Below are 24,610 nucleotides of genomic sequence, written 5' to 3'. Positions count from 1 at the left end.
AGAGTTTATTGAGAATGATGGGATTTGGATTCATCATAAGAATGGAATAAGATGTACTGAAATTCCGGATAGTCTTTTTAAGTATTATTCAATTAATGAATATAATTTGGATGCAATTAAAAATGGTTATTTTTTTTTTAAGTAATCCAAAAGAATTTAACGATCCCTTTGATTGCAGTCGTAATTTTATTATTGAAAATAGAAAAGATTTCATCGATGGTGATTATATACCGTCTTTAAATAATGTGAAAAATTGTGGTATTTCTTGCTTTACGGAGAATGGTTTAAATCCACTTATGTGGGGACACTATACAAAATCTTATCAAGGTTTTACAATTAAACTTAAATCTAAATTTGAAATATTGAATAGAAAAGATATTAATAATGCAAAAATTATTAAAGTAATATATTCAAATAACCCAAATCCAATTGAAAAGTCACATCCATTAAGTAGTGATTATCAGTTTATTGTAAAATTAAAAGATTGGGAATATGAAAATGAATATAGATTAATTGTAGAAAAAGATAATAATCTAAATAAGATTTTTTATAATAAAGCAAATGTTGAAGAGTTTTGTTTCGGATATAATTTTTTAGAATATAATCTTAGTCTTAGAACTGAATTACTTAAAATTATTGAAACAGATTATCCAGACATTCCTATTTATACTGTTGGACCGGATGCTAGAGAATTTAAATTAAATAAGGTTAGATTGATAAAAGGTACTGTAGAGGATGGTTTGGAGCTTATTGAGAAAAGATTTAAAAATTTATTTGGGTTTTAAACCAAGTTTTATGTTGTAATAATTTGGAAGATATTCTTTTAATAAAAAACCCGTCAAGTTTTAAACAAGACGGGTTTTAGTTTTATACTGAATCAGTAATTATGCAAGCATAGTCACTGGGTTTTCAATGTATTGTTTTAATGTTTGTAAGAACTGAGCTCCGGTTGCTCCATCGATAGTACGGTGGTCACAAGCAAGAGATAACATCATTGTGTTTCCAACAACAATTTGTCCGTTTTTAACCACTGGTTTCTCAACGATAGCTCCTACTGAAAGAATAGCTGAGTTAGGTTGGTTGATAATTGAATTGAATTCAGTAATACCAAACATTCCAAGGTTAGAAATAGTAAAAGTACTTCCTTCCATTTCTGAAGGTAATAATTTTTTGCTTTTAGCTCTTCCAGCCAAATCTCTTACGCTAGCACCAATTTGAGATAAACTCATGCCATCAGTAAAAGGTAATACAGGAACAACTAATCCGTCTTCAACAGCAACAGCTACACCAATATTTACATGGTAGTTAATAGTTATTGCATCAGCAGACCATTGTGAGTTGATTTTTGGGTGTTTTTTCAAAGCTAAAGCAGAAGCTTTAATTACCATATCGTTGAAAGATACTTTTGTATCAGGAACTGTGTTGATAGTCGCTCTTGATTTCATTGCCTCATCCATAGACACTTCAATTACTAAGTTGTAATGAGGCGCAGTGAATAAAGATTCTGATAAACGTTTCGCAATGATTTTACGCATTTGCGAATTTTTGATTTCTTCAGTAGCAATTTGTCCAGCCGGAACATAAGGTTTTACAGCTGGTGCAGCAGCAGTTTCTGTTTTAGCAGCAGGTGTAGTTTGTGGAGCGGTAGCAGCAGGAGAGAAGTTTTCGATATCGCTTTTTACGATACGTCCGTTTTCACCTGAACCTTTAACCTGAGTTAATTGGATTCCTTTGTCAGAAGCAATTTTCTTAGCTAATGGAGAAGCTAAGATTCTTTTTCCGTCAGCAGGAGCTTCCTGAGCAACCGGAGCGGCAGCTACAGCAGCAGGAGCAGCTTTTGTTTCTTCAGCAGCAGGAGCAGCCTGAGGAGCAGCACCGGCAATGAAACCGTCAGCAATTCCGCTGATGTCAGTTCCTGCAGGTCCGATGATAGCTAACAAACTATCAACCGGAGCTGTGTTTCCTTCCTGGATTCCGATATATAATAATGTTCCTTCGTTGAAAGATTCGAATTCCATTGTTGCTTTGTCTGTCTCGATTTCAGCAAGAATGTCACCTTCAGCAACAGCGTCACCTACTTTTTTCAACCAGGTAGCTACAGTTCCTTCTGTCATAGTATCGCTCAAACGAGGCATAGTTACAACAATAACACCAGCTGGCAATGAAGCGGCTGGTTTAGCAGCAGCCGGAGCAGGCGCAGCGGCTTCTTCTTTAACTTCAGCAGCTGCAGCCGGAGCAGCATCTCCTGAAAGTAAAGCAGAAATATCTTCTCCTTCGTTACCGATAATTGCTAATAATGAATCTACCGGAGCAGTTTCTCCTTCCGGAATTCCAATATGTAAAAGTGTTCCTTCGTTGAAAGACTCGAATTCCATCGTTGCTTTGTCAGTTTCAATTTCAGCAAGGATATCTCCTTCGCTAATTTTGTCTCCTACTTTTTTAAGCCAAGTTGCTACCGTTCCTTCCGTCATAGTATCACTCAAACGAGGCATTGTTACTTTTATCGCCATAATATTTTTATAGTTTATGAGGTGTAAATGGATAATCTTCTTGTGCGTAAACTACGTCGTATAATTGCTCTAATTCAGGGTATGGAGATGATTCAGCAAAATCAACACATTCCTGAACAAGATTTTTTACTCTTTCGTCGATAGCTTCGATTTCAGCATCAGTAGCGTATTTTTTATCTTTAATGATGTCCAATACCTGAGTGATAGGGTCTATTTTTTTGTACTCTTCTACTTCTTCTTTAGAACGGTATAATTGAGCATCAGACATAGAGTGTCCTCTGTAACGGTATGTTTTCATTTCTAAGAAAGTTGGTCCGTCTCCACGACGGGCTCTTTCGATAGCTTCGTGCATTGCTTCGGCAACTTTTACAGGATTCATTCCGTCAACCGGTCCGCAAGGCATTTCGTATCCTAAACCTAATTTCCAGATATCGGTATGATTAGCTGTTCTTTCTACTGAAGTTCCCATAGCGTAACCATTGTTTTCTACAATAAAAACAACAGGCAGTTTCCATAACATAGCCATGTTGAAAGCTTCGTGTAAAGATCCCTGACGAGCAGCACCATCACCAAAATAGGTCATTGTAACTCCTCCTGTATTGAAGTATTTATCTCCAAAAGCTAAACCAGCACCTACTGGAATTTGACCTCCAACGATACCGTGTCCACCGTAAAAACGGTGCTCTTTTGAGAAAATGTGCATGGATCCACCCATACCTTTAGAAGTTCCTGTAGCTTTACCAAGTAACTCAGCCATTACGCGTCTTGGGTCAACACCCATACCAATTGGCTGAACGTGGTTTCTGTAAGCAGTAATCATTTTGTCTTTGGTTAAATCCATCGCATGCAATGCTCCTGCAAGTACAGCTTCCTGACCATTATATAAATGTAGAAAACCTCTAACTTTTTGTTGTATGTATAATGCAGCCAGTTTATCCTCAAACTTTCTCCAAAGCAGCATGTCTTCATACCACTTTAAATATACTTCTTTTGTAACTTCTTTCATCTCAAGTGTTCTTTTACTAAAGTTTTTATTGTGTTGTCAATTAGTACTTTTTCACAAATTGATTTTATAAGGTCGAATTTGCGAAATGCAAAAATAGGACATTCCAATTAAGAACTAAAATTATAAAGCTAATTTTTAGGTTTATTAGAGCAGTTTTTTGTTAAATATTAAAGGGAGTAAGTTTTTTAAAGATTCCGATTTGTAAATCCTGCCTATTTCTCCCATGAAATAAATTTCAATCGGACTGTCTTGTTTGATCTCGTATTCAGCTATAGATTGTCTGCATGCACCACATGGCGGAATTGGCAGATTGCTATTGGAATTTTCAGATGTGGCTGTGATAACCATTTTTAAAATTTTTGATTCCGGGAAGTTAGAGGCAGCCTGAAAAAGAGCAACTCTTTCGGCGCAAAGGCCTGATGGGTAGGCGGCGTTTTCCTGATTAGTACCCAGAATAATTTTTCCATTATCCAAAGTAAGCGCTACCCCGACTCTGAATTTCGAATAAGGAGCGTAAGCGTTTTTTTGGGCTGCTGTTGCTTGTTTAAAAAGATCCTGGATTTCAACGGGTAATTCTTCTATGGTGTTGTAAGCAATGAATTTGCTAGTGATAATAATTTCTTCCATTTTTATTGAGGTAAAAAAAATCCAAATTTCATCAGATAGAAATTTGGATTTTTTGATATGGTGTTTTTGTCGAATATTAATATTGTTCGTATTTGTCTCCAAAATTAAGCGTTAGTGAAAAACGCAATGTGTTTTCCAGAGGATTTGGTATTTTAGAAGCTGAAAATAAATAGGATAAATCAATTTTTAATGAAGTGTATTTAAAACCTGCTCCGAGAGAAAAATATCGTAATCCGCTTTTGCTTACGTTTTCATGATGGTATCCCATGCGCATGGCAAAGGCATCCTGATAAGAATATTCAGCACCTACAGAATAAATAACTTCCTTGAGTTCTTCGCTAAATCCATCCGGTGCATCGCCTAAAGATTTAAAAGCTCCCGAAAACCATCCTGTTCTTCTGTATTCGTTATTGGCTAATGCGTAGTCGTTACTATCTACCGTCCCGTCTCCATTCATATCCGAACCAGTGTAAGTTCCGGTATTGTTATCGAATCCTACTTTTGGTGTAGGGACAAGTAATTTGTTGAGTTCGACATTTAATCCTAATTTATTGTAATCATCTAAGATAAAATCAAATCCTGTTCCTAATTTTAAATTGGCCGGTAAAAAGTTAGAGCTGATTTCGTCATTGTCATAGCTGATTTTTGGTCCTAAATTCTGAATGTTAAATCCGGCTCTCCATCTTCCGTTAAAGCTGTTGTAGGCTATTTCTTCTGATTGGTAAAATCCGGCAATGTCAATTGCAAAGGAGCTGGCCGCAGTAGCATCATTATTATCAGTAGCAACTTTCAGGTTGGAGTGTATGTATCGGGCTCCAACAGCCATTGAGAATTTTTCGCTTAGTTTTAATGAATAAGAACCATCAAAGGCAAATTCATTAGGAGCAACTGTCACAAATGCTTCGTCCGGTTCGCCTGTTCTTCTTAATTCGATATCACCAAAACCAAAATAGCGAATGCTTCCTGCAAAGGCGCTTCGATCGGAGATTTTATTGTAATAGGTGAATTGACCTAATGAAATATCATTGGCTAAACCGGTAAGATATGGTGTGTAGCTTCCGCTAACTCCTTGTTTGTCTATTGCAAAAGCATATTTTGCCGGATTCCATTGCTGTGAAAAGGCATCTGCAGAAGTAGCAACTCCTATATCGGCCATACCGGCAGCTCTGGCATCAGCAGTAACCGATAAAAAGGGTACTGCTACCGTGATGGGTCTTTGTTGGGCTTGTGTCAGAGAGACAGAAAACAAAGAAAGAGTTAAGAGTATTGTTTTTTTCATTGGTTAGTGGGTAATTAAGTAGAACAAATATAGTGTTTTATTAAAAAGTTGCAAGTTTTTCGTTTTTAGTTTGCAAGATAAATTATCGGTTTTTTGCTTTTAGGTTTTGTAAATAATTATAACTACTGTTTTTAGATAATATTGTGTTTGTTTGTGTGATATATTTAATGTGAAAACCAAAAGAGTAAAAAATAAGCATTAAGTATGTGAATAAATAATAAATAGTATAAATTTGCGTTTATTTTGAGTAAAGAAGCGATTATAATTTTTAAAATAACATTGCAGGTTAATCGTTAATTATTATATTGCGACGCATAAATAGTACCACAGTAAAAGAATATGAAAGTAGATAAAATTACAGTTTTTCGCTTGATGTTGTCAGTGATAGTAGCTTTAGGTTTTGCTAGTTGTAGTAAGAAATCGAGTTCTAAAAGTGCTTCGAGAGCAACAGGTTGGAATGTAGATAATAAGACAGCAGCCAAAAAACAAGAAGCCGGTCCGGGTTTAGTTTTTGTTGAAGGAGGAACGTTTACAATGGGTAAAGTGCAGGATGATGTCATGCATGATTGGAATAATACACCTACTCAGCAGCACGTTCAGTCTTTTTATATGGATGAGACTGAGGTGACAAATTTTATGTATTTAGAATATTTGGATTGGGTTAAGAATGTTTTTTCTCCTGATGACGAAAATTATAAAGATGTGTATAATGGTGTTGTTCCTGATACTCTTGTGTGGAGAAACCGTTTGGGTTACAACGAGACCATGACCAATAATTATTTGAGACATCCTGCTTATGCTGATTATCCTGTTGTAGGGGTAAACTGGATTCAGGCTGTTGATTTTGCTAATTGGAGAACAGAACGTGTTAATGAAGCAATTTTAGAGAAAAACGGGTATTTGAAGAAAAATGCCAAGACGGATGATGTAACTGCCGATAATGCTTTTAGTACAGAGGCTTATTTGGCATCGCCATCAACTGCTCGTGGAGGAAGTGAAGAAATTGTTTTAAAAAGAGCCAAAGGAAGAGCTGTTAAATCGAAAGACGGAAGTGTTCAGGAGCAAAAAAATGTATATGCTCAGCGTTCTTCAGGAATTATTATGCCGGAGTACAGACTGCCAACAGAGGCGGAGTGGGAATATGCTGCTGCTGCCGATGTAGGTCAAAGAGAATACAATATTTATAAAGGACAAAAGAAATATCCTTGGTCTGGTGAATATACCCGTTCGGGAAAAAGACAAAGCAGAGGAGATCAATTAGCCAATTTCAAACAAGGAAATGGTGATTATGGCGGAATAGCAGGTTGGTCTGATGATGGAGCTGATATTACTAATGCTGTTAAATCGTATCCTGCAAATGACTTTGGATTGTATGATATGGCAGGTAACGTAGCGGAGTGGGTAGCCGATGTTTACCGACCTATTATTGATAATGAAGCAAACGATTTTAACTATTTCAGAGGAAATATGTACACCAAAAATAAAATTGGTGCCGATGGAAAAGTAGAAATTGTTACCAGAGAAAACATGAAATACGATACGCTTAGTACCGGTAAGCTGATGGCAAGAAATTTTCCGGGGCAAATTGCCCGTGTTCCTGTTGATGAACAAGAAACTTATTTGAGGCAAAATTTTGATAAGAGTAACAATATTGGGTACCGAGATGGTGATAAGCAATCTTCTAAGTATTATAATTTTGGTGCTTCTGAAGCAGATGGAGAAAAAGAAAAGAATATTGCCAAGATGTATAATTCTCCTGTGCACAATGTTACTACTGACAGTTTGGGTAAAATGATCAGAAAGTACGACAGATCAAGTAAAAGAACTACTTTGATAAACGATAAAATCAGAGTTTATAAAGGAGGTTCCTGGAGAGACAGAGCATATTGGTTAGATCCTGCACAAAGAAGGTACTTCCCTCAGGATATGGCTACTGATTATATTGGATTTAGATGTGCGATGTCAAGAGTAGGTTCTAAGTCGGATAAAAGAAAAACACCAAGAAATTAATTTTTTAAAATAAAATAAATAAAAGCCCTTTGATTAGGGCTTTTATTTTTTAAATCATTTTTATATGGATATCAATTACATTCATAGTTTATTTTTAAAATGTAGCGGAGTTTCAATAGATACCCGAAAAATTCAGGAGAAGTCACTATTTGTCGCTATAAAAGGGGATCGTTTTGATGCGAATACTTTTGCAAAAGAAGCCTTGGAAAAAGGTGCTTCTTATGTGATTATTGACAATGAAGCTTATTATATTGATGAGAGAACAGTTTTAGTAGAGGACAGTTTAGTGGCTTTGCAGGAATTGGCAAAGTTTCATAGGAATTATTTAAAATTGCCTATAGTTGCGCTTACCGGAAGTAATGGAAAAACAACTACCAAGGAGTTGATTAATGTCGTTTTGGCTAAAAAATACAAAACTAAAGCTACCGTTGGGAATTTGAATAATCATATTGGCGTGCCTTTGACTTTGTTGTCTTTTGATAAAAATACCGAAATAGGAATTGTTGAAATGGGTGCCAATCACAAAAAAGAAATTGAGTTTCTTTGTGAAATTGCGCAGCCTGATTATGGTTATATTACTAATTTTGGGAAAGCGCATTTAGAAGGTTTTGGAGGAGTTGAAGGTGTTATTCAAGGGAAAAGTGAAATGTATCAGTATCTTGCCAAGAATAACAAAATGGCTTTTATAAACCTTGAAGATGCCATTCAGCTTGAAAAATCAAAAGCTTTAAAACATTATTCTTTTGGTGTTAATAAGAAAAACGCCGATGTTGTGATTTCAGAAATTAAAGCCAATCCTTTTGTGGAAGTTCGATTTGATTCCATTGAAATTAAAACGCATTTGATAGGTTTATATAATGCCAATAATGTAAATGCAGCCTTGACTATTGGACAGTTTTTTGAAGTAGGAAACGAAGCGATAAAAGCAGCATTAGAAAGTTATATTCCTGAAAATAACAGATCGCAATTGTTGACCAAGGGTAGTAACGAAATTATTTTAGATGCTTATAATGCTAATCCGAGCAGTATGGCGGTTGCGATAGCTAATTTTCTACAGCTTGAAAAGTCGAATAAAATAATGATTTTAGGTGATATGTTTGAGCTAGGAGACGAAAGCCATAAGGAGCATGAAGCTTTGGTGAATTCATTAGTGAAAGAAGATAATGTAAGATGTTATTTTGTTGGAAAGTCATTTTATGATTGCCAAGTTGCTAAAAAGAATTTTCATTTTTATGATAGTTTCGATTCTTTTTCGGCTGATTTAAAAGATGTAAATTTTGAAAATAATACCATATTAATAAAAGGCTCCCGAGGCATGGCTTTAGAGCGTACTTTGGATTTTATAAAATAATTTGTTCTTTTTTAGACTCAAAAAAGAATAATCCGATAATAATAAATTAACTTTAGATTTGTGGTTGTAAAATACAGCTGCAACTCTAAAGTTTTTTTTAATGAATAGAGAAGAAAAATTAAATCTACTTCGTGAAAATCCCGAATTTGATATTGTAATCATTGGTGGAGGTGCTACCGGACTTGGTTGTGCTGTTGATGCAGCTAGTCGTGGCTATAAAACCTTGCTTTTGGAAAAATATGATTTTGCCAAAGGAACTTCCAGCAGATCTACAAAATTAGTTCATGGCGGAGTGCGGTATTTGGCTCAGGGAAATATTCATTTGGTTCGTGAAGCTTTGTTGGAACGTGGTAGGATGTTGCGAAATGCACCGCATGTTTGTCATAAATTAGGTTTTGTTGTGCCGGTTTATAAATGGTGGGACAAATGCTATTATGGCTTTGGTTTGTGGATTTACGAATTTTTGTCGGCTAAATTTAGTTTGGGAAAAACAAAAACACTTTCTAAGAATGAGACTTTAAAGCATTTACCCGATTTGGATACGACCAACTTGAAAGGAGGAATTTTGTACTATGATGGGCAGTTTGATGATAGTCGATTGGCAATCAATTTGGCTCAAACCGCAATTGAACACGGAGCTTTGGTTTTGAATTACTGTGGGCTTACTGATTTTATAAAAAAAGAAGATAAAATCATTGGTTTAAAAGCTAAAGACGAATTATCAAATCAGGAATATGTTATCAAATCAAAAGTTGTTATAAATGCTACCGGGGTATTTGCTGATACTTTATTACAAAAATTAGAAGGACATGCTGAGGTAACAATTGCGCCTTCCCAAGGGATTCATCTGGTATTGAATAAGTCTTATTTTAAAGGTTTATCCGCTATGCTGATTCCTAAAACTTCTGATGGCAGGGTTTTGTTTGTAATTCCCTGGCATGATAAAGTTTTGTTGGGAACTACTGATACTCCTGTTAAAGAAGTGGTTTTAGAACCAAAACCTTTAGAGGAGGAAATTCATTTTATTATTAATCATTTTAATAAATACTCCAAACATCAAATTGGTTATGCTGATGTAAATAGTGTTTTTGTGGGTTTACGCCCGTTGGTAAAAACAGCTACAGAGAAAAAAACAGCTTTGTTGTCAAGAGAACATAGTATTAAAGTGCTTCCGTCTGGTTTAGTTGATGTTACAGGTGGCAAGTGGACTACTTATAGAAAAATGGCCGAACAAACCATTAATAAAGCTATACAGCTTTCCGATTTGAAATCTGTTCGATGCAAATCAAGACACTTAAAGATTCATGGTTATTCGAAGGAAAAAATCAATTCTCATTTAGCTATTTATGGTTCTGATGCTTATTTGATAGAACAAATAATTGCTGATGATAATTCTTTATCTGAAAAAATTCATCCTGATTATCCTTATACAAAAGCAGAAGTGGTTTGGACTGTAAAAAACGAAATGGCTTTAACCGTTGAAGATGTCTTGGCCAGAAGAATTCGTTTGCTTTTTCTGGATGCGAAATCGGCAATGGAAGCAGCTCCAATTGTTGTGGGAATAATGGCTCTTTTACTGAGAGAAAATAAGGATTGGGAACAGGAACAAATTGCTTCCTTTCAAAAAGTATCTCATATTTATTCACTGTAAATCAATTGGTTATACTGTTTGTTTTGTCCTTTTTTCAAAAAATTGAAAAAAATATTCAATTCTGGAACGCTTGTTCCAAAAATAAGTTTTACATTTGCAGAGTAAAATTAACTCTGATGGCTCGCTGTGTAGAATTTAACGAAGTCGAAAAAATAGAAAAAGCAATGAATGTCTTTTGGGAAAAAGGATATAATGCTACTTCTATGCAAGACCTTGTGGATGCCATGCAGATCAACAGAAGTAGTTTATACAACACCATTGGCGACAAACACCAATTATTCATGAAGTGTATTGGCAACTATTTTGATCAGGCCATGTGTGAATTGAAAGAAAAAGTCGCTAAAGAAACATCGGCTAAGCAAGCATTAATTAAAGTTATTACTGATAAAGCTGCCTGGATTGTTTCCTGTGAAAAAGGATGTTTGGGCATCAAAACAATTTTTGAAATTGCTCCGGATGATTGTACGGTCAGAAATTTAATGAGCAAACAAAATGAAGTTTTCATTGAATACATGACTACAATAGTTCAAAAAGCAATGGATGATGGTGAAATGGATAATTCAGAAGATGCAGCAATTATGGCTGAATATATTGCAACTTCTTTTACGGGTTGGAAACAAGCCTATATCCTTCATGGAAATCCTATCAAAATCAAAAAAATGTCAGAGTTTCTGATAAAAAATATCTTTAAATAACGTTTTTTTTTAGTTAAATTCTGGAACGTTTATTTCAGAAAACAATAATAATACGCATACCTAATTTTTAAATTACAGCATTGATTCTGAAACGTTTATTCCAGAATTGATATTGCACAAAAAAACTTTAATCTTAATAACAAACAGTATGAATTCTGAAACGTTTATTCCAAAAACAAACTCAATATCCAAGATTCAATTAAATCCAATTCCAATTATGAAAAAAGTTACTCTTTTAAGCTTAATCGCTATATTTTTTATTAGCTGTGCTGATAAAAATGCCGCGCCGGCTGCACCGCCAGCGCCAAAACTTCCAGTTGCAGCAATAACAACTGAAAATACGACCACTGATGCAGAATATCCAGCTTCAATACAAGGAACGGTAGATGTAGAAATCCGTCCGCAGATAAGTGGAAACCTGGACCGCGTTTTAGTAGACGAAGGCGCTTATGTGAGCAAAGGACAAACTTTGTTTAAAATAAACGAACGTCCTTTTCGTGAGCAGTTAAACAATGCTCTTGCCAATCTTCATGCGGCAGAAGCGGCACTAATCAACGCCCAATTAGAAGTTGACAAACTGACTCCATTGGTACAAAACAAAGTAGTTTCTGATTATCAGTTAAAAACAGCTAAGGCTACTAAAAAAATTGCCGCTGCCAATATCGAACAGGCAAAAGCAATGGTGGCATCGGCTAAAATCAATTTAAGTTATACTAATGTTACTGCTCCGGTAAGTGGTTACATTGGGAGATTGCCTAAAAAACAGGGAAGTTTAGTTGCGGCAACCGATGTTGAACCTTTGACTACGCTTTCGGATGTTCATGAGGTTTATGCTTATTTCTCTTTGAGCGAAACCGATTTTATCAACTTTAAATCGCAATATGCAGGAAACAGCATTGGAGCTAAAATCAAAAACCTGCCTCCGGTTTCTTTAATATTAGCTGATAATAATGCTTATCCGCAAACCGGAAAAATCGATATGGTCGATGGTCAGTTTGATAAAACGACCGGTGCAATTACTTTAAGGGCTACTTTTCCTAATGCAAACGGAACTTTACGCTCCGGAAATACAGGGAGAATCCGTTTAGGACTGGAGCACGACGATGCTATTTTAGTTCCTCAATCGGCTACAGTAGAAATGCAGGATAAAGTGTTTGTGTTTACTGTAAACAAAGAAAATAAGGTGACTAAAATGCCAATTACTGTTGTTGGAAAAAGTGGGACTAACTATCTGATTAAAGATGGGGTAAAATCGGGTGACCAAATTGTATTAAGCGGTATCGATAAACTTCAGGAAGGACAGCTGATTCAGCCTGAGAAATCAACTGATACTAAGATTGCTCAACTAATTAATAAAAAATAATTTACGCAAAAATGTTCAAAATATTTATACAAAGACCCGTACTGGCAACCGTTATCTCCATTTTACTGGTGATATTAGGTGTACTGGGATTGACAAAGCTGCCTTTACAACAGTTTCCGGATATTGCACCTCCATCGGTTTTGGTAACGGCGGTTTATCCGGGAGCTAATGCCGAAACGGTTTTACGTTCGGTAGCGCCATCGCTGGAAGAATCTATCAATGGTGTAGAAAACATGACTTACATGAGCTCAACTGCCAGTAACGACGGTACTTTAGCCATTACAGTTTTCTTTAAATTAGGCACTGATGCTGATCAGGCAGCTGTTAACGTTCAGAACAGAGTTGCTCAGGCTACCAGTCAATTACCCGCTGAAGTAGTTCAACAAGGTGTTATCACTGCCAAACAGCAAAATTCTTTCATCATGGCCATTGGTATGTACACCGATGATGAGTCCAAATATGACCAGACTTTTGTTGCCAATTATGCTCAAATTAACATCATTCCTGAAATCAAACGTATTCCGGGAGTAGGTGCTGCCAGTATTTTTGGTGGTGTAAAAGATTACTCAATGCGTGTTTGGCTGAATCCGACACAAATGTCAACGCATAATGTAACGCCAAACGAAGTGATGGCTGCTATTCAGGATAAAAGTTTAGAAGCAGCTCCAGGAAAATTTGGTGAAAGAAGTAAAGAAGTTTTTGAATATGTTATCAAATACAAAGGTAAACTTACCAAGCCGGAAGATTATCAAAATATAGCTATTCGTTCTAATGCTGATGGTTCTATTCTAAGATTAAAAGATGTGGCAAGAGTGGAATTGGGAGCTTACTCCTATAACAGTTTAACTCGTTTGAATGGTAAAAAAGGAATTGTAATTGGAGTTATTCAATTAGCCGGTTCTAATTCGAATGATATTCAGATTGCGATCAATAAAATGATGGAAAAGGCTTCTAAAGATTTTCCAAAAGGTATCAAACACAATATTTTCTATAGTACAAAAGTCTCTTTAGACCAATCTATCGAACAGGTTGAACATACTTTATTGGAAGCTTTTATCCTTGTATTCATTGTTGTGTTTATCTTCCTTCAGGATTTTAGATCTACATTAATCCCGGCTATTGCGGTTCCAGTTGCAATTTTAGGAACGTTTTTCTTTATGCAATTGTTTGGATTCTCAATTAACCTTTTAACGCTTTTCGCTTTAATTCTGGCGATTGGTATCGTGGTCGATGACGCCATTGTAGTGGTCGAAGCCGTACATGCTAAGATGGAGCACAAACGTCTGTCACCAAAAATTGCGACTCACGAGGCAATGCATGAAATAACGGGTGCAATTATCTCGATTACATTGGTAATGGCTGCTGTATTTCTTCCGGTTGGTTTTATGGAAGGATCAACGGGAGTTTTCTACCGTCAGTTTGCTTTTACAATGGCAATTGCAATTGTGATTTCGGCAGTAAATGCTTTAACACTAAGTCCGGCTCTTGCAGCCTTGTTTTTGAAAGACAATCATACAGCTCATGGACACGATATTCCTTATGAGAAAAAAGGATTTAAAGAAAAATTCTTTACAGCTTTCAATAGCAGCTTTGATTCATTAACCAACCGTTATGTTGGCGGATTGAAATTTTTAATCAGAAAAAAATGGTTGAGTTTAGGAGGTTTGGCTCTAATTACTGCAGTTACTATTTTAATGGTTAAGACAACACCTGCCGGATTTATCCCAACAGAGGATCAGGGATTTATTGCAATTGCGGTAAATACTCCTTCGGGAACATCTTTGGACAGAACACAACAAGTGATGACTGAGGCTGAAAATACTTTGAAAGCTCTGGACGCTTCCCGATTTGTAACCGCTATTTCAGGTTTTAACTTATTGACTAATTCGACAAGCCCGTCTTCGGCAGTAGTTTTCGTATTATTGAAACCCAATGAAGAGCGTGGAGAAGTTAAGAATATCGACGAAATCATGAATCAGGTTCGTGGAAAGCTAGGCTCAATTTCTGGCGGAAGTTTCTTCGTGTTTAGTTTCCCAACTGTACCGGGTTTTAGTAATGTGGAAGCTCTGGATTTAGTATTACAGGATAAAACCGGAGGAAAACTGGATAAGTTTAGTGGGATTTCACAGGAGTTCATCGGAGCATTAATGAAACGCCCTGAAATAGCTGTAGCTTTTACCTCTTTCAAAGCTGATTATCCACAATTGCAACTAGATATCAATGACGAAAAAGCTGATCAATTGGGAGTGAAAGTAAAAGATATTCTGCAGACAATGCAAGCTTATTTTGGTAGTGCGCAGGCATCTGATTTTAACCGATTTGGAAAATATTACAGAGTAGTTGTTCAAGCTGATGTAGAAGACAGAGCTGATCCATCATCGATTGACAGAATTTTTGTGAAAAACAAAAATGGCGAAATGGTTCCGATAAATACTTTGGTAAAACTAAGTCGAATTTATGGTTCTGAAACCGCTTCGAGATACAACCTGTTTAATTCTATTTCGATTAATGCCATTCCAAAACCGGGATTTAGTTCGGGAGATGCCATTAAAGCAATTGAAGAAGTTGCGGCTCAACAACTGCCTTCCGGCTATAGTTATGAGTTTTCAGGACAAACCCGTGAGGAGATTTCTTCTGGAGGACAATCGGCGACAATTTTCTTGTTGTGTTTGATATTCATTTACTTCCTGCTTGCAGCCCAATATGAGAGTTACATTTTGCCTTTGGCGGTAATTTTATCAATCCCAACCGGAATTTTTGGAGTATTTGCAGCAATCGGTTTAACAGGAATCGAAAACAATATTTATGTACAGGTTGCCTTAGTAATGCTTATTGGATTACTGGCTAAAAATGCGATTCTGATTGTGGAGTTTGCAGTGCAAAAAAGAAAATCAGGTCAGGCATTAGTTAAAGCGTCCATTGATGCTGCCAAATTGCGTTTGCGTCCAATTATTATGACGTCACTGGCTTTTGTTGTTGGATTAATTCCGATGATGAGTGCCAAAGGTCCATCGGCTCAGGGTAACCATTCGATTAGTATTGGTGCCGCCGGAGGAATGGTTTCGGGAGTAATTTTAGGTTTGTTTATCATTCCGGTATTATTCATCGTATTCCAATATTTACAGGAAAAAGTTAGCGGAAAACCACTGGCTGTAATTCATAATCAAGAAAATAAAAATGGAAAATTATATCACAACAATTCTGATAACAATCATCATCAGCATAACGTACCTGTCTTATAAAGTGTCAAAAGATCTTGATGACAGAAAAGACAATTGTTCAGAAAATTAATTATGATAAGTATAAATGAAAAAGTATATAACCAAAATTGTGATGGTCGCCATTTTGATCAGCACCATAATATCCTGTAAAGTTTCGAAGGATATTGAAACCCCTAAAGATGCATTTCCTGAAAATTTCAGGAATGCATCAGTTTCAAAAGACACTACAAGTATTGGTGATTTGGAGTGGAAAAATTTCTTTGCAGAGAAAGATATTGTTCAGCTAATCGATAGTGCTGTGACAAGAAATAATGATTTGCAGATTGCAACAAAAAACATTGAAATTGCACAATATCGATTCTCACAATCAAAATGGGGAAATGTGCCGCAGGCTAATTTATTTGTAAATGCGAGCATCAACCGTCCATCTGAAAATAGTTTTACAGGAATGAACCTGAATCAGGCATTAGGAATACAGCATATTGAGGATTATTCTGCCGGAGTTTCTCTTTCCTGGGAAGCGGATATCTGGGGGAAAATCAAAAGCCAGAAAAAAGGCGCTTTCGCGAATTATCTTCAGTCGGAAGAAGTGAAAAAAGCATTGCAGACAAATATTGTAGCTAATGTTTCTAAAGGATATTACAATCTCTTGATGTTGGATGCACAATTGGAAATCGCTAAGAAGAATGTACAGTTAAATGACAGTACAACCAATATCATCAAATTAAAATATGATTCTGGACAGGTTTCTTCGTTAGCTGTTCAGCAATCGGAAGCACAGAAATTAACTGCTTCGCAATTGGTTCCTTTATTGGAACAAAATATTGCGATTCAGGAAAATGCTTTGAGTGTTTTGACAGGTTCGTTTCCGAATGCCAAAAAAAGAAGTATTGCTCTTAGTGCTATAGAATTAAAAAATAATAATTCAATCGGAATTCCGTCTTCATTGGTAAGTCGAAGACCGGATGTAAAAAGTGCCGAATTGGCTTTGAAAGTTGCCAATGCAAATGTGGGAATCACAAAAGCCGATTTGTATCCTGCATTAAGAATCACAGCGCAAGGCGGATTGAATGCATTCGAAACCAGCAGTTGGTTCAATATTCCGGCTTCCCTTTTTGGGACTGCTCTTGGAGGTTTAACGCAGCCTTTACTGAACAGTAAAAAAGTGAGAACACAATATAATATTGCTAAAGCTGAAAGAGAAAAAGCCGTTCTGGCTTTCAGACAAACGGTGTTGGTTGCTGTTAGCGAAGTGTCTGATGCTTTGGTAAAAGTGGAAAAATTAGAGCAACAGCAAACTTTTCTTCAGCAGCGTGTAAAAACATTGCAACAGGCTATTAGAAATGCCAATTTGTTATTCAAAAACGGAATGGCAGAATACCTTGAAGTGATAACAGCTCAGGCTAATTTGTTACAAAGCGAATTAGAACTGGCAAACCTTAAAAGAGAACAACTGGCTGCTAATACTGAGTTGTATCGCTCATTGGGCGGCGGTTGGAGATAATACCCTTTTTAATTATTTATTTGGATGACGCTGTAGGACTTCGGTTTTGCAGCGTTTTTTCTTTTTTAGAATTATCGAATTGTAAAAAAAATCAATAAAAAACATTGCAATTAAAATCAAAAATTAGTTATTTTTGTGCGAAAAATAAGTGTTTTTAAAATTCTAAAAATGAAAAAACAAGTGCTAAAATGGATCATTCCATCACTATTTCTTGTAAGTTGCTCATCGGTTGGGCATTTACATACTGAAGATGTTACTGCTAGTAATCTTCCTAAAACTGATTCAGAAAAAATTTTGGTTTATTCTACAAAACCTAATCAAAACGTAAAATTTGATGTATTAGGACAAGTAATTGCTAGTGCAGATGCGGGCGAGAATGCTAAAATATCTGTTGATTTATTAAAAAAAGAAGCCGCATTACTTGGAGCTGATGCTATAATTGATTTAAGGTTAGAAATAGGAATGGGATATTGGTCTAATTCTGTTAAGGCTACCGGAACAGCTGTGAAAATAAAATAAACTACTAAATAAATATTAAGATGAAAAATATAATATCAGCATTAGTTTTATCAATAACCCTTAGTAGTTGTTCGATTTCGGCCTATTATGCACAGGATACATCTATAAAAAGTACTCCAACATCTATAGAAAACATTAAATTATTTTCAAATGATATCAATAAAGAATATATAGTGTTAGGTAGTATCGCTGTTGATGCAGCAGGAAGTTCTATTTCTGCAGAGAAATTATTAAAAAAGAAAGCTTCTAAAATTGGAGCAGACGCAATTATATACTGTAAGATGACTAAATTAAATTCTTTTACACAAAGGACTGGTATTTCGGGAGTAGCTGTAAAATATAATTGAAATCTGGAACATTATTTTGACTTTAAAAAAGAGGTTTTCCATAAACAATTTTGGAAAACTTTTTTTTTGCTAATTCACAGGTTTTAGGATTTCCGATTGATCTCATTTTGTGTTCTCTTAAATAAATTAAGTAGTGATTTAAAAGATTGTTGGTTTACAATTGAGCAATAAAGATATTTAAAAATTGATATAAAAAAACTCCTTAATTGCTTAAGGGGTTTTTTGGTGGGCGATGAGGGGTTCGAACCCCCGACCACTTCCGATGAAATCGGAATGCTCTGAACCGACTGAGCTAATCTTTGTGTTTAATTAATTCTTGAATTTTAATTCTGCTTTTCCAGGATTTAATTTGTAGTTCTCTTTTATGAGCAAGTTCCTTTGTTTCGTAGTTTTCAGTATAAACGATTTTCCAGTCATTTGTATTTCCGGTAAAACCTTTGCTCTTTTGATTATGACGAATAATTCTTTCTTCTAAATTAGAAGTGAATCCAATGTAAAATCTATTTTTACTTTCGCTAAATAAAATATAAACAATAAAGCTAATGAATATTTCAAATAAAAAAAACTCCTTAATTGCTTAAGGAGTTTTTTGGTGGGCGATGAGGGGTTCGAACCCCCGACCCCCTCGGTGTAAACGAGGTGCTCTGAACCAGCTGAGCTAATCGCCCTGTTTTATTAGGTTGCTATCATTTCGTGATTGCGAGTGCAAATATACAACGCTTTTTTAGATGTGCAAGCAAAAAATGAAAAAAATTATAAAATTTCTGCAACTACAAAAGTGCTTCCACCCACGTATATGAAGTCGTTAGAACCGGCAGATTCCTTTGCTTTTTTATAAGCTTCTGTAACAGAGTGTAGTATTGGTCCTTTTAAATCGTGTTGAGCCGCTTTTTCTTTTAAGGCTAATGCGTCAAGTCCTCTTGGAATATTGGGTTTGCAAAAATAATAAATAGCGTTTTTAGGGAATAAAGGCAGGACTTCGTCTAAATCTTTGTCATTTACTACTCCTAAAACAATATGCAATTGTTCGAATTTTTCGTTTTTGATTTGGTTTAAAACAATTTCTAGTCCGTTTTTGTTGTGGGCAGTGTCACAAATGATTTTTGGAGCTATTCCTAATTGCTGCCATCTTCCCAAAAGTCTTGTGTTTTGTACCACATTTAATAAGCCTGATTCAATATGGTTTTTGCTAATGTTAAAATCCGTTTGTTCATTAAGAACTTTAATGGTTTGCAGAACGGTCTTTTTATTGTGTTTTTGATAGTCGCCAATTAAATCCGAAGGAAGATTTACGGTAATTAAATCGGAGGCAAAGTAGATTTCGGAATTGGTTTCTTTTGCTTTTGTTTCAAAAACGGCTTTTGTTTCAGGGGTATATTCGCCAATGACTACTGGAATTTCAGCTTTGATGATTCCTGCTTTTTCAAAAGCTATTGATTCTATAGTGTTCCCCAGAAACTGTACATGGTCGAATCCGATATTCGTTATTACAGAAACTAACGGAGTGATAATGTTTGTAGCATCAAGTCGGCCGCCCATTCCCACTTCGATGATAGCAATATCTACTTTTTCTTTCGCAAAATAATCGAAAGCTAATCCAACGCTCATTTCAAAAAAGCTAATATCATTGCTTTCAAAAAAGGCTTTATTGGAGTTGATGAATTCACAGACGAATTCTTCGGTGATTTCTCCCGAAGTGTCGGGACCAATGATTTTAATGCGCTCTCTGTAATCTTTTAAATGTGGTGAAGTATAAAGTCCTGTTTTGTAGCCTGCTTCACTCAGAATCGAGGCCAGCATGTGCGAAGTGGAGCCTTTTCCATTTGTTCCGGCTACATGAATACATTTTAAATTAGTATGAGGATTACCAAGATGATTGATTAGCAGATGCGTGTTAGTTAAATCTTTTTTGTAAGCAGAAGCTCCCTGTAGCTGGTACATTGGAAGTTGCTTGAACATCCAGGCTGTAGTTTCTTGATAATTCATGATGTCTGTAAATAATAAAAACTCAAAGATACTTGAGTTTTTGTTATTTCTAGTTATGATTATTCTCCTAATTTAAAATTGACAGTTATAAAACCTATTTGGGTTTCAGGAGCATTTGCGTCGGGTTGCCATTTGTATTTTCTGGCTGTAGCCAATGCCGGTTCAATCAAACAGGGATTGGTGTTGGTGGTTCCCTTTGTGTATTTGGCAGCAATAACATTTCCGTTTCTGTTTACCGTAATTTGAACTACAACAGTACCAAATTCGTTGCATTTTTGAACTTCTTTTCCCCGGCTGCTAATTTTTCTTCCGTTTAATCCCCAGCCGCTTCCTGTACCGCTTCCGCTTCCGGAGCCATAATAAGTATTTGCATAAGGATTACCGTTTAAGGTTCCTTTATCTCCAGGCTGATTATCATTGCCTTCGCCTCCTTTAGCTTTTCCATCTGATTTTGGGCCATTGATTAAGTTTGATATAGCGTCTGTTGTACTTTTAGATGGTCTGGGGTTTTCTTTAGGTTTTTCTTTAACTTCCTCTTTTGCTGCCTCTTTTACAGTGCGGATTTTTTTTGCTTCTTTCATGACAACAGCTTCTTCAATATCTTGAGATAAAACATCGTCATTGCTTGCGGCGGCTTGTTTTGCAGCGGTAGTTTTTGGTGCTGATTGAATGGCTTCGGTGGGTTGGATGTTTCCATTTCCAAATTCAGTTGTACCAAAATTAATAACAATTCCGTTTTCGGGAGGAGGGTCTAAAGAAGTAAGTCCTAGATATAAGAACAAAATAAAGAGTATCACAAAAATGAGAGTTGTGATAACAAATGATTTTTTTTCTTCTTTTGTTTCTAAATATTTCATGTAGAATAAGTCTGTTTTTTGAAATTCAGTACCTGGATTATTTAGGTCTTACTGCCAGAACCACTTTAATTTGGTTTCTGTTTGCAATGTCTAAAACGTTAACTGCTTTTTCGATAGGAACACCTTCTTCTGCTCTTAGGATAATGGCTTTGTTTTCGTCATTGGCAACTAATGTTATTAGTTTAGATTCCAGTTCACTTTCAGGAACAGCTTCTTTGTCAATAAAAACCTCCAGTTTTTTATTGATACTTACTGCTATGTTTTTGTTGCTGTCTGTTTTTCCTTTTGCTTTTGGTAATACTAAATCCAGTGCGTTAGTGGTTACCATGGTTGAAGTTAGCATAAAGAAAATCAATAACAGGAACACAATGTCTGTCATGGATGACATGTTAAATTCGGCAGTAACTTTATTTCGTCCTCTTAAATTCATAATTAGGCTGGGTCGTTTAATAAGTCTAAAAAGTCAACCGCATTGGCTTCCATTTGATGAACAATTTTGTCTGTTTTTACAACTAAGTGATTGTAACCTACATAAGCGATAATGCCAATTACAAGCCCAACAACAGTAGTGGTCATAGCGGTATAAATTCCTTCGGAAAGTGCGCCTACTTCAATTTGTCCGCCGGCAGTTGCCATTTTATGAAATGCCTGAATCATTCCCACAACAGTACCTAAAAAACCGGTCATAGGTCCGGCTCCGGAGATGGTAGCGAGCATGCTGACGTTTTTTTCCAGTTTGTAAATTTCTAATTTCCCTGCATTTTCAATAGCAGTATCGATATCTTCTAATGGCTTTCCAATTCTGGAAATTCCTTTTTCAATCAATCTGGCAACGGGAGATTGTGAATGGGCACAAGCCATTTTGGCGTTATCAATACGTCCGTTTTTGATGTTGTCTTTTACAAGTCCCATAAAATTCATATCTATTTTTGAAGCCGCATTAATAGCCATTAAGCGTTCAAAATAAAGATATAAAGCTACAAAAAGCATCAAAAACAAAGCAATCATAATGGATTGACCTGCTAGTCCTCCGCTGGTTAGGAGTTCAATAATAGATAAGGTTTTTTCAACTGGAACCGCTTCGGCTAAATTTTCACCTGCAACAGATAGGGTATCTGCTTGTAACAATATACTCATAAATTTTTTTCTTTGTTATTGAAACGCTAAGATATTATAAAAATTGCGATTCTATTGGATAAAATTTGAAACAAAATAATGTCTCTTTTGGGAGTTAAATATAAATCAATCCGGCGCTATGATCGCTCTTTGCTCCGGTTACACTGCTTAAAACATTGACTTCATCTCTTAATTTCAGTACTCCGAGTAAAGCAAAGATTAAAGCTTCCTTAAATTCCAGAATTTTCTTTTCGGGAATAATAACGGTCATTTTAGGCAGCTGATTTTGAATGCAAAAAATAAGAAAATCATTATAAGCACCTCCGCCACTAATCAATAAATGCCCTTTTTTCTTGGGTAAGGCTAAAGCGGTTTGGACGGCAATATGTTCGGTAAATGTTCTTAGTTTGTTTTCAACAGAGATTTTGTAGCTTTCCATAAGTGGCAAAACAGTTTCTTTTACAAATTCAAATCCTAATGATTTAGGATGTGATTGTTGGTAAAAGTCCAGAGCATTGAGTTTGCTTAATAATTCCGTGTGGATTTTTCCCATACTCGAAATTTTTCCTTTATCGTCATAGTTTAGCCCCAACTGATCGGCATAGAAATTCAAAACGGTGTTTACCGGCGAAATATCAAAAGCGATTCTTTTGTTGTTTTCTTCGAATGAAACATTAGAAAAACCACCCAGATTCATGCAATAATCGTATTCTGAAAATAAAATCCGGTCACCAATAGGCACCAATGGAGCGCCTTGTCCGCCGAATTGAACATCTTCAACCCTAAAATCGCAAACTACTTTTTGTTGTGTTAAAGCAGCAATTTCAGGAAGATTGCCTATTTGAAGCGTGAATCCGTTTTGGGGTTGGTGCAAAATGGTATGACCATGTGAGCAAACGGCGTCAAGATTTTTTATTTGGTATTTATCAATGAAATTGACAATTATCGTAGAAAGAAGCTGGGTGTAGTTTTTATTCAAAATTCCGAGATTTTCTTTCGAAAAATCCACTGCTAATTTTAATTGGTTTACCCAATCCGTGCTGTAAGGAACCGTTTCGCATTCCAGAATAGTAAATGCCCATTGGTTGTTTTTTATTTCGAACTGGATGTGAGCCAAATCAACTCCGTCAAGTGAAGTTCCTGACATGACGCCAATTACATTGTAAGTTTCTTTTTCCATGTATTGAAAATGCGAAAGGATTAAAATATTAAAAGCCGAAATGGCTTTTTTTGAATAAAAGTAAGTAAATTTAGAAAACACAAAAACAATAAGCGAAGATTGTGTGTAGAATTTTGAACTATTTTTTATGTCAGTCTGAGCCTGTCGAAGACTTTATTTTAGATAGTAACAAACACTTCGACAAGCTCAGTGTGACAGAAGGTTAGAAGAATGATCTACTTGATTAAATTTAAATTAAAAACATTATTATGGATTTCAATTTGACCGAAGAACAAAAAATGATTCAGCAGGCGGCAAGAGATTTTGCCCAAACAGAATTATTGCCAGGAGTGATAGAGAGAGATGAATTTTCTAAATTTCCAACGGAGCAGGTTAAAAAAATGGCCGAATTGGGTTTTCTGGGAATGATGGTCGATCCTAAATATGGAGGTTCGGGTATGGACAATGTTTCTTATGTTTTAGTGCTTAGTGAAATTGCAAAAGTCGATGCTTCATCGGCGGTGATTATGTCAGTGAATAATTCTTTGGTTTGCGCCGGATTAGAGAAATATTGTAATGAAGAACAAAAACAGAAATACTTAGTACCATTAGCAAAAGGGGATATCATTGGTGCTTTTTGTCTTTCGGAACCCAATGCGGGTTCTGATGCTACTTCGCAAAAAACAACAGCCATCGATAAGGGTGATTATTATTTGTTAAACGGAACAAAAAATTGGATTACCAATGGTTCTTCGGCATCGACTTATATTGTAATGGCGCAAACACATCCCGAAAAAGGGCACAAAGGAATCAATGCTTTTATTGTGGAAAAAGGCTGGGCTGGTTTTGAAATTGGTCCCAAAGAAAAGAAAATGGGAATTCGCGGTTCTGATACGCATTCGTTACAATTTAATGACGTAAAAGTGCCAAAAGAAAACAGAATAGGGGAAGATGGTTTTGGGTTTCATTTTGCTATGGCGGTGCTTAATGGCGGACGTATAGGAATTGCTTCTCAGGCTTTAGGTATTGCCACAGGAGCTTACGAATTGGCATTAAAATATTCTCATGTGCGACAATCTTTCGGGAAAGAGATTTTCCAACATCAGGCTATTGCTTTTAAATTAGCCGATATGGCTACCCAAATTATGGCTGCTAAAATGCTGTGTTTAAAAGCTGCTTCAGAAAAAGATGCGGGAATGGATATTACTCAATCCGGGGCGATGGCTAAATTATTTGCTTCTCAAACTGCTATGGATGTTACGGTTGAGGCGGTTCAAATTCACGGAGGAAATGGTTATGTAGCCGAATACCATGTAGAACGCATGATGCGCGATGCTAAAATTACCCAAATTTATGAAGGAACCTCAGAAATTCAGCGAATTGTAATTTCGAGAACATTAACTTCTTAA

At 35.9% G+C, this 24,610-nt stretch carries 21 protein-coding genes and 1 tRNA gene; 11 read left to right on the top strand and 11 right to left on the bottom strand.

What is annotated here, in order from left to right:
* Positions 1–95: 95 nt before the first annotated feature.
* A complete protein-coding gene (locus IEV84_RS13440; protein WP_188494783.1) occupies positions 96–785 on the top strand; it encodes a DUF2971 domain-containing protein in 690 nt (229 codons plus the stop codon).
* A 99-nt stretch (positions 786–884) separates the two neighbouring features.
* Here IEV84_RS13440 and IEV84_RS13435 read toward each other — a convergent pair whose 3' ends face one another.
* From IEV84_RS13435 to porV, 4 genes are all read right to left on the bottom strand, one after another.
* Positions 885–2,510 (bottom strand): dihydrolipoyl dehydrogenase family protein, encoded by a 1,626-nt coding sequence (locus IEV84_RS13435; protein ID WP_188494782.1) that lies wholly within the window; start codon positions 2,508–2,510, stop codon positions 885–887.
* Positions 2,511–2,517: 7 nt separating this feature from the next.
* Positions 2,518–3,516, bottom strand: coding sequence for a pyruvate dehydrogenase (acetyl-transferring) E1 component subunit alpha (pdhA, locus tag IEV84_RS13430; RefSeq protein ID WP_035659309.1), 999 nt, complete (start codon positions 3,514–3,516; stop codon positions 2,518–2,520).
* A gap of 144 nt (positions 3,517–3,660) precedes the next feature.
* Positions 3,661–4,143 carry a cytidine deaminase gene (gene cdd, locus IEV84_RS13425; protein ID WP_188494781.1) on the bottom strand — a complete coding sequence of 161 codons (483 nt, stop codon included), beginning with the start codon at positions 4,141–4,143 and terminating at the stop codon, positions 3,661–3,663.
* Between the two features lie 76 nt (positions 4,144–4,219).
* Positions 4,220–5,422 (bottom strand): type IX secretion system outer membrane channel protein PorV, encoded by a 1,203-nt coding sequence (gene porV, locus IEV84_RS13420; protein WP_188494780.1) that lies wholly within the window; start codon positions 5,420–5,422, stop codon positions 4,220–4,222.
* Positions 5,423–5,761: 339 nt separating this feature from the next.
* Here porV and gldJ point away from each other — a divergent pair, with 339 nt between their 5' ends.
* The 9 genes from gldJ (at position 5,762) to IEV84_RS13375 (ending at position 18,083) form a co-directional block, all read left to right on the top strand.
* A complete protein-coding gene (gene gldJ, locus IEV84_RS13415; RefSeq protein ID WP_188494779.1) occupies positions 5,762–7,432 on the top strand; it encodes a gliding motility lipoprotein GldJ in 1,671 nt (556 codons plus the stop codon).
* A gap of 64 nt (positions 7,433–7,496) precedes the next feature.
* The gene (locus tag IEV84_RS13410; RefSeq protein ID WP_188494778.1) at positions 7,497–8,783 is read left to right on the top strand and encodes a UDP-N-acetylmuramoyl-tripeptide--D-alanyl-D-alanine ligase; all 1,287 of its coding nucleotides are present in this window, start codon (positions 7,497–7,499) and stop codon (positions 8,781–8,783) included.
* Positions 8,784–8,883: 100 nt separating this feature from the next.
* A complete protein-coding gene (locus tag IEV84_RS13405; RefSeq protein ID WP_188494777.1) occupies positions 8,884–10,434 on the top strand; it encodes a glycerol-3-phosphate dehydrogenase/oxidase in 1,551 nt (516 codons plus the stop codon).
* Between the two features lie 116 nt (positions 10,435–10,550).
* The gene (locus IEV84_RS13400; protein ID WP_066329521.1) at positions 10,551–11,129 is read left to right on the top strand and encodes a TetR/AcrR family transcriptional regulator; all 579 of its coding nucleotides are present in this window, start codon (positions 10,551–10,553) and stop codon (positions 11,127–11,129) included.
* Between the two features lie 217 nt (positions 11,130–11,346).
* A complete protein-coding gene (locus IEV84_RS13395) occupies positions 11,347–12,492 on the top strand; it encodes an efflux RND transporter periplasmic adaptor subunit (RefSeq protein ID WP_188494776.1) in 1,146 nt (381 codons plus the stop codon).
* A gap of 11 nt (positions 12,493–12,503) precedes the next feature.
* The gene (locus IEV84_RS13390; RefSeq protein WP_229732690.1) at positions 12,504–15,734 is read left to right on the top strand and encodes an efflux RND transporter permease subunit; all 3,231 of its coding nucleotides are present in this window, start codon (positions 12,504–12,506) and stop codon (positions 15,732–15,734) included.
* 64 nt (positions 15,735–15,798) lie between these two features.
* Positions 15,799–17,217, top strand: a complete 1,419-nt coding sequence (locus IEV84_RS13385; RefSeq protein WP_188494775.1) for a TolC family protein — start codon at positions 15,799–15,801, stop codon at positions 17,215–17,217.
* 168 nt (positions 17,218–17,385) lie between these two features.
* A complete protein-coding gene (locus IEV84_RS13380; RefSeq protein ID WP_188494774.1) occupies positions 17,386–17,736 on the top strand; it encodes a heavy metal-binding domain-containing protein in 351 nt (116 codons plus the stop codon).
* A 20-nt stretch (positions 17,737–17,756) separates the two neighbouring features.
* A complete protein-coding gene (locus tag IEV84_RS13375) occupies positions 17,757–18,083 on the top strand; it encodes a hypothetical protein (RefSeq protein WP_188494773.1) in 327 nt (108 codons plus the stop codon).
* 292 nt (positions 18,084–18,375) lie between these two features.
* On the opposite strand, the gene IEV84_RS13370 is transcribed toward IEV84_RS13375, so the two are convergent.
* The 7 genes from IEV84_RS13370 to IEV84_RS13340 all read right to left on the bottom strand — a co-directional run bounded on the left by IEV84_RS13370 (position 18,376) and on the right by IEV84_RS13340 (position 23,222).
* Positions 18,376–18,609, bottom strand: a complete 234-nt coding sequence (locus tag IEV84_RS13370) for a GIY-YIG nuclease family protein (RefSeq protein WP_373282918.1) — start codon at positions 18,607–18,609, stop codon at positions 18,376–18,378.
* A 64-nt stretch (positions 18,610–18,673) separates the two neighbouring features.
* Positions 18,674–18,751: transfer RNA gene (locus IEV84_RS13365), tRNA-Val, on the bottom strand.
* An 85-nt stretch (positions 18,752–18,836) separates the two neighbouring features.
* A complete protein-coding gene (locus IEV84_RS13360) occupies positions 18,837–20,069 on the bottom strand; it encodes a bifunctional folylpolyglutamate synthase/dihydrofolate synthase (protein ID WP_188494772.1) in 1,233 nt (410 codons plus the stop codon).
* Between the two features lie 59 nt (positions 20,070–20,128).
* Entirely contained in the window at positions 20,129–20,926 is a 798-nt protein-coding gene (locus IEV84_RS13355) for an energy transducer TonB family protein (protein WP_188494771.1), read from the bottom strand.
* Positions 20,927–20,963: 37 nt separating this feature from the next.
* Positions 20,964–21,356, bottom strand: coding sequence for an ExbD/TolR family protein (locus IEV84_RS13350; RefSeq protein ID WP_188494770.1), 393 nt, complete (start codon positions 21,354–21,356; stop codon positions 20,964–20,966).
* 2 nt (positions 21,357–21,358) lie between these two features.
* Complete coding sequence (locus tag IEV84_RS13345; protein WP_188494769.1) at positions 21,359–22,063, bottom strand: MotA/TolQ/ExbB proton channel family protein; 705 nt, start codon at positions 22,061–22,063, stop codon at positions 21,359–21,361.
* Between the two features lie 94 nt (positions 22,064–22,157).
* Complete coding sequence (locus IEV84_RS13340; protein ID WP_188494768.1) at positions 22,158–23,222, bottom strand: anhydro-N-acetylmuramic acid kinase; 1,065 nt, start codon at positions 23,220–23,222, stop codon at positions 22,158–22,160.
* A 248-nt stretch (positions 23,223–23,470) separates the two neighbouring features.
* Between IEV84_RS13340 and IEV84_RS13335 the strand changes: the two genes are divergently transcribed.
* The gene (locus tag IEV84_RS13335) at positions 23,471–24,610 is read left to right on the top strand and encodes an acyl-CoA dehydrogenase family protein (protein ID WP_188494767.1); all 1,140 of its coding nucleotides are present in this window, start codon (positions 23,471–23,473) and stop codon (positions 24,608–24,610) included.

This window comes from Flavobacterium palustre (assembly GCF_014639535.1).
In the GTDB taxonomy this organism is placed as follows: domain Bacteria; phylum Bacteroidota; class Bacteroidia; order Flavobacteriales; family Flavobacteriaceae; genus Flavobacterium; species Flavobacterium palustre.
Note: the sequence above shows the minus strand (reverse complement) of the source record. Positions and strands in the feature narration are given on the sequence as shown.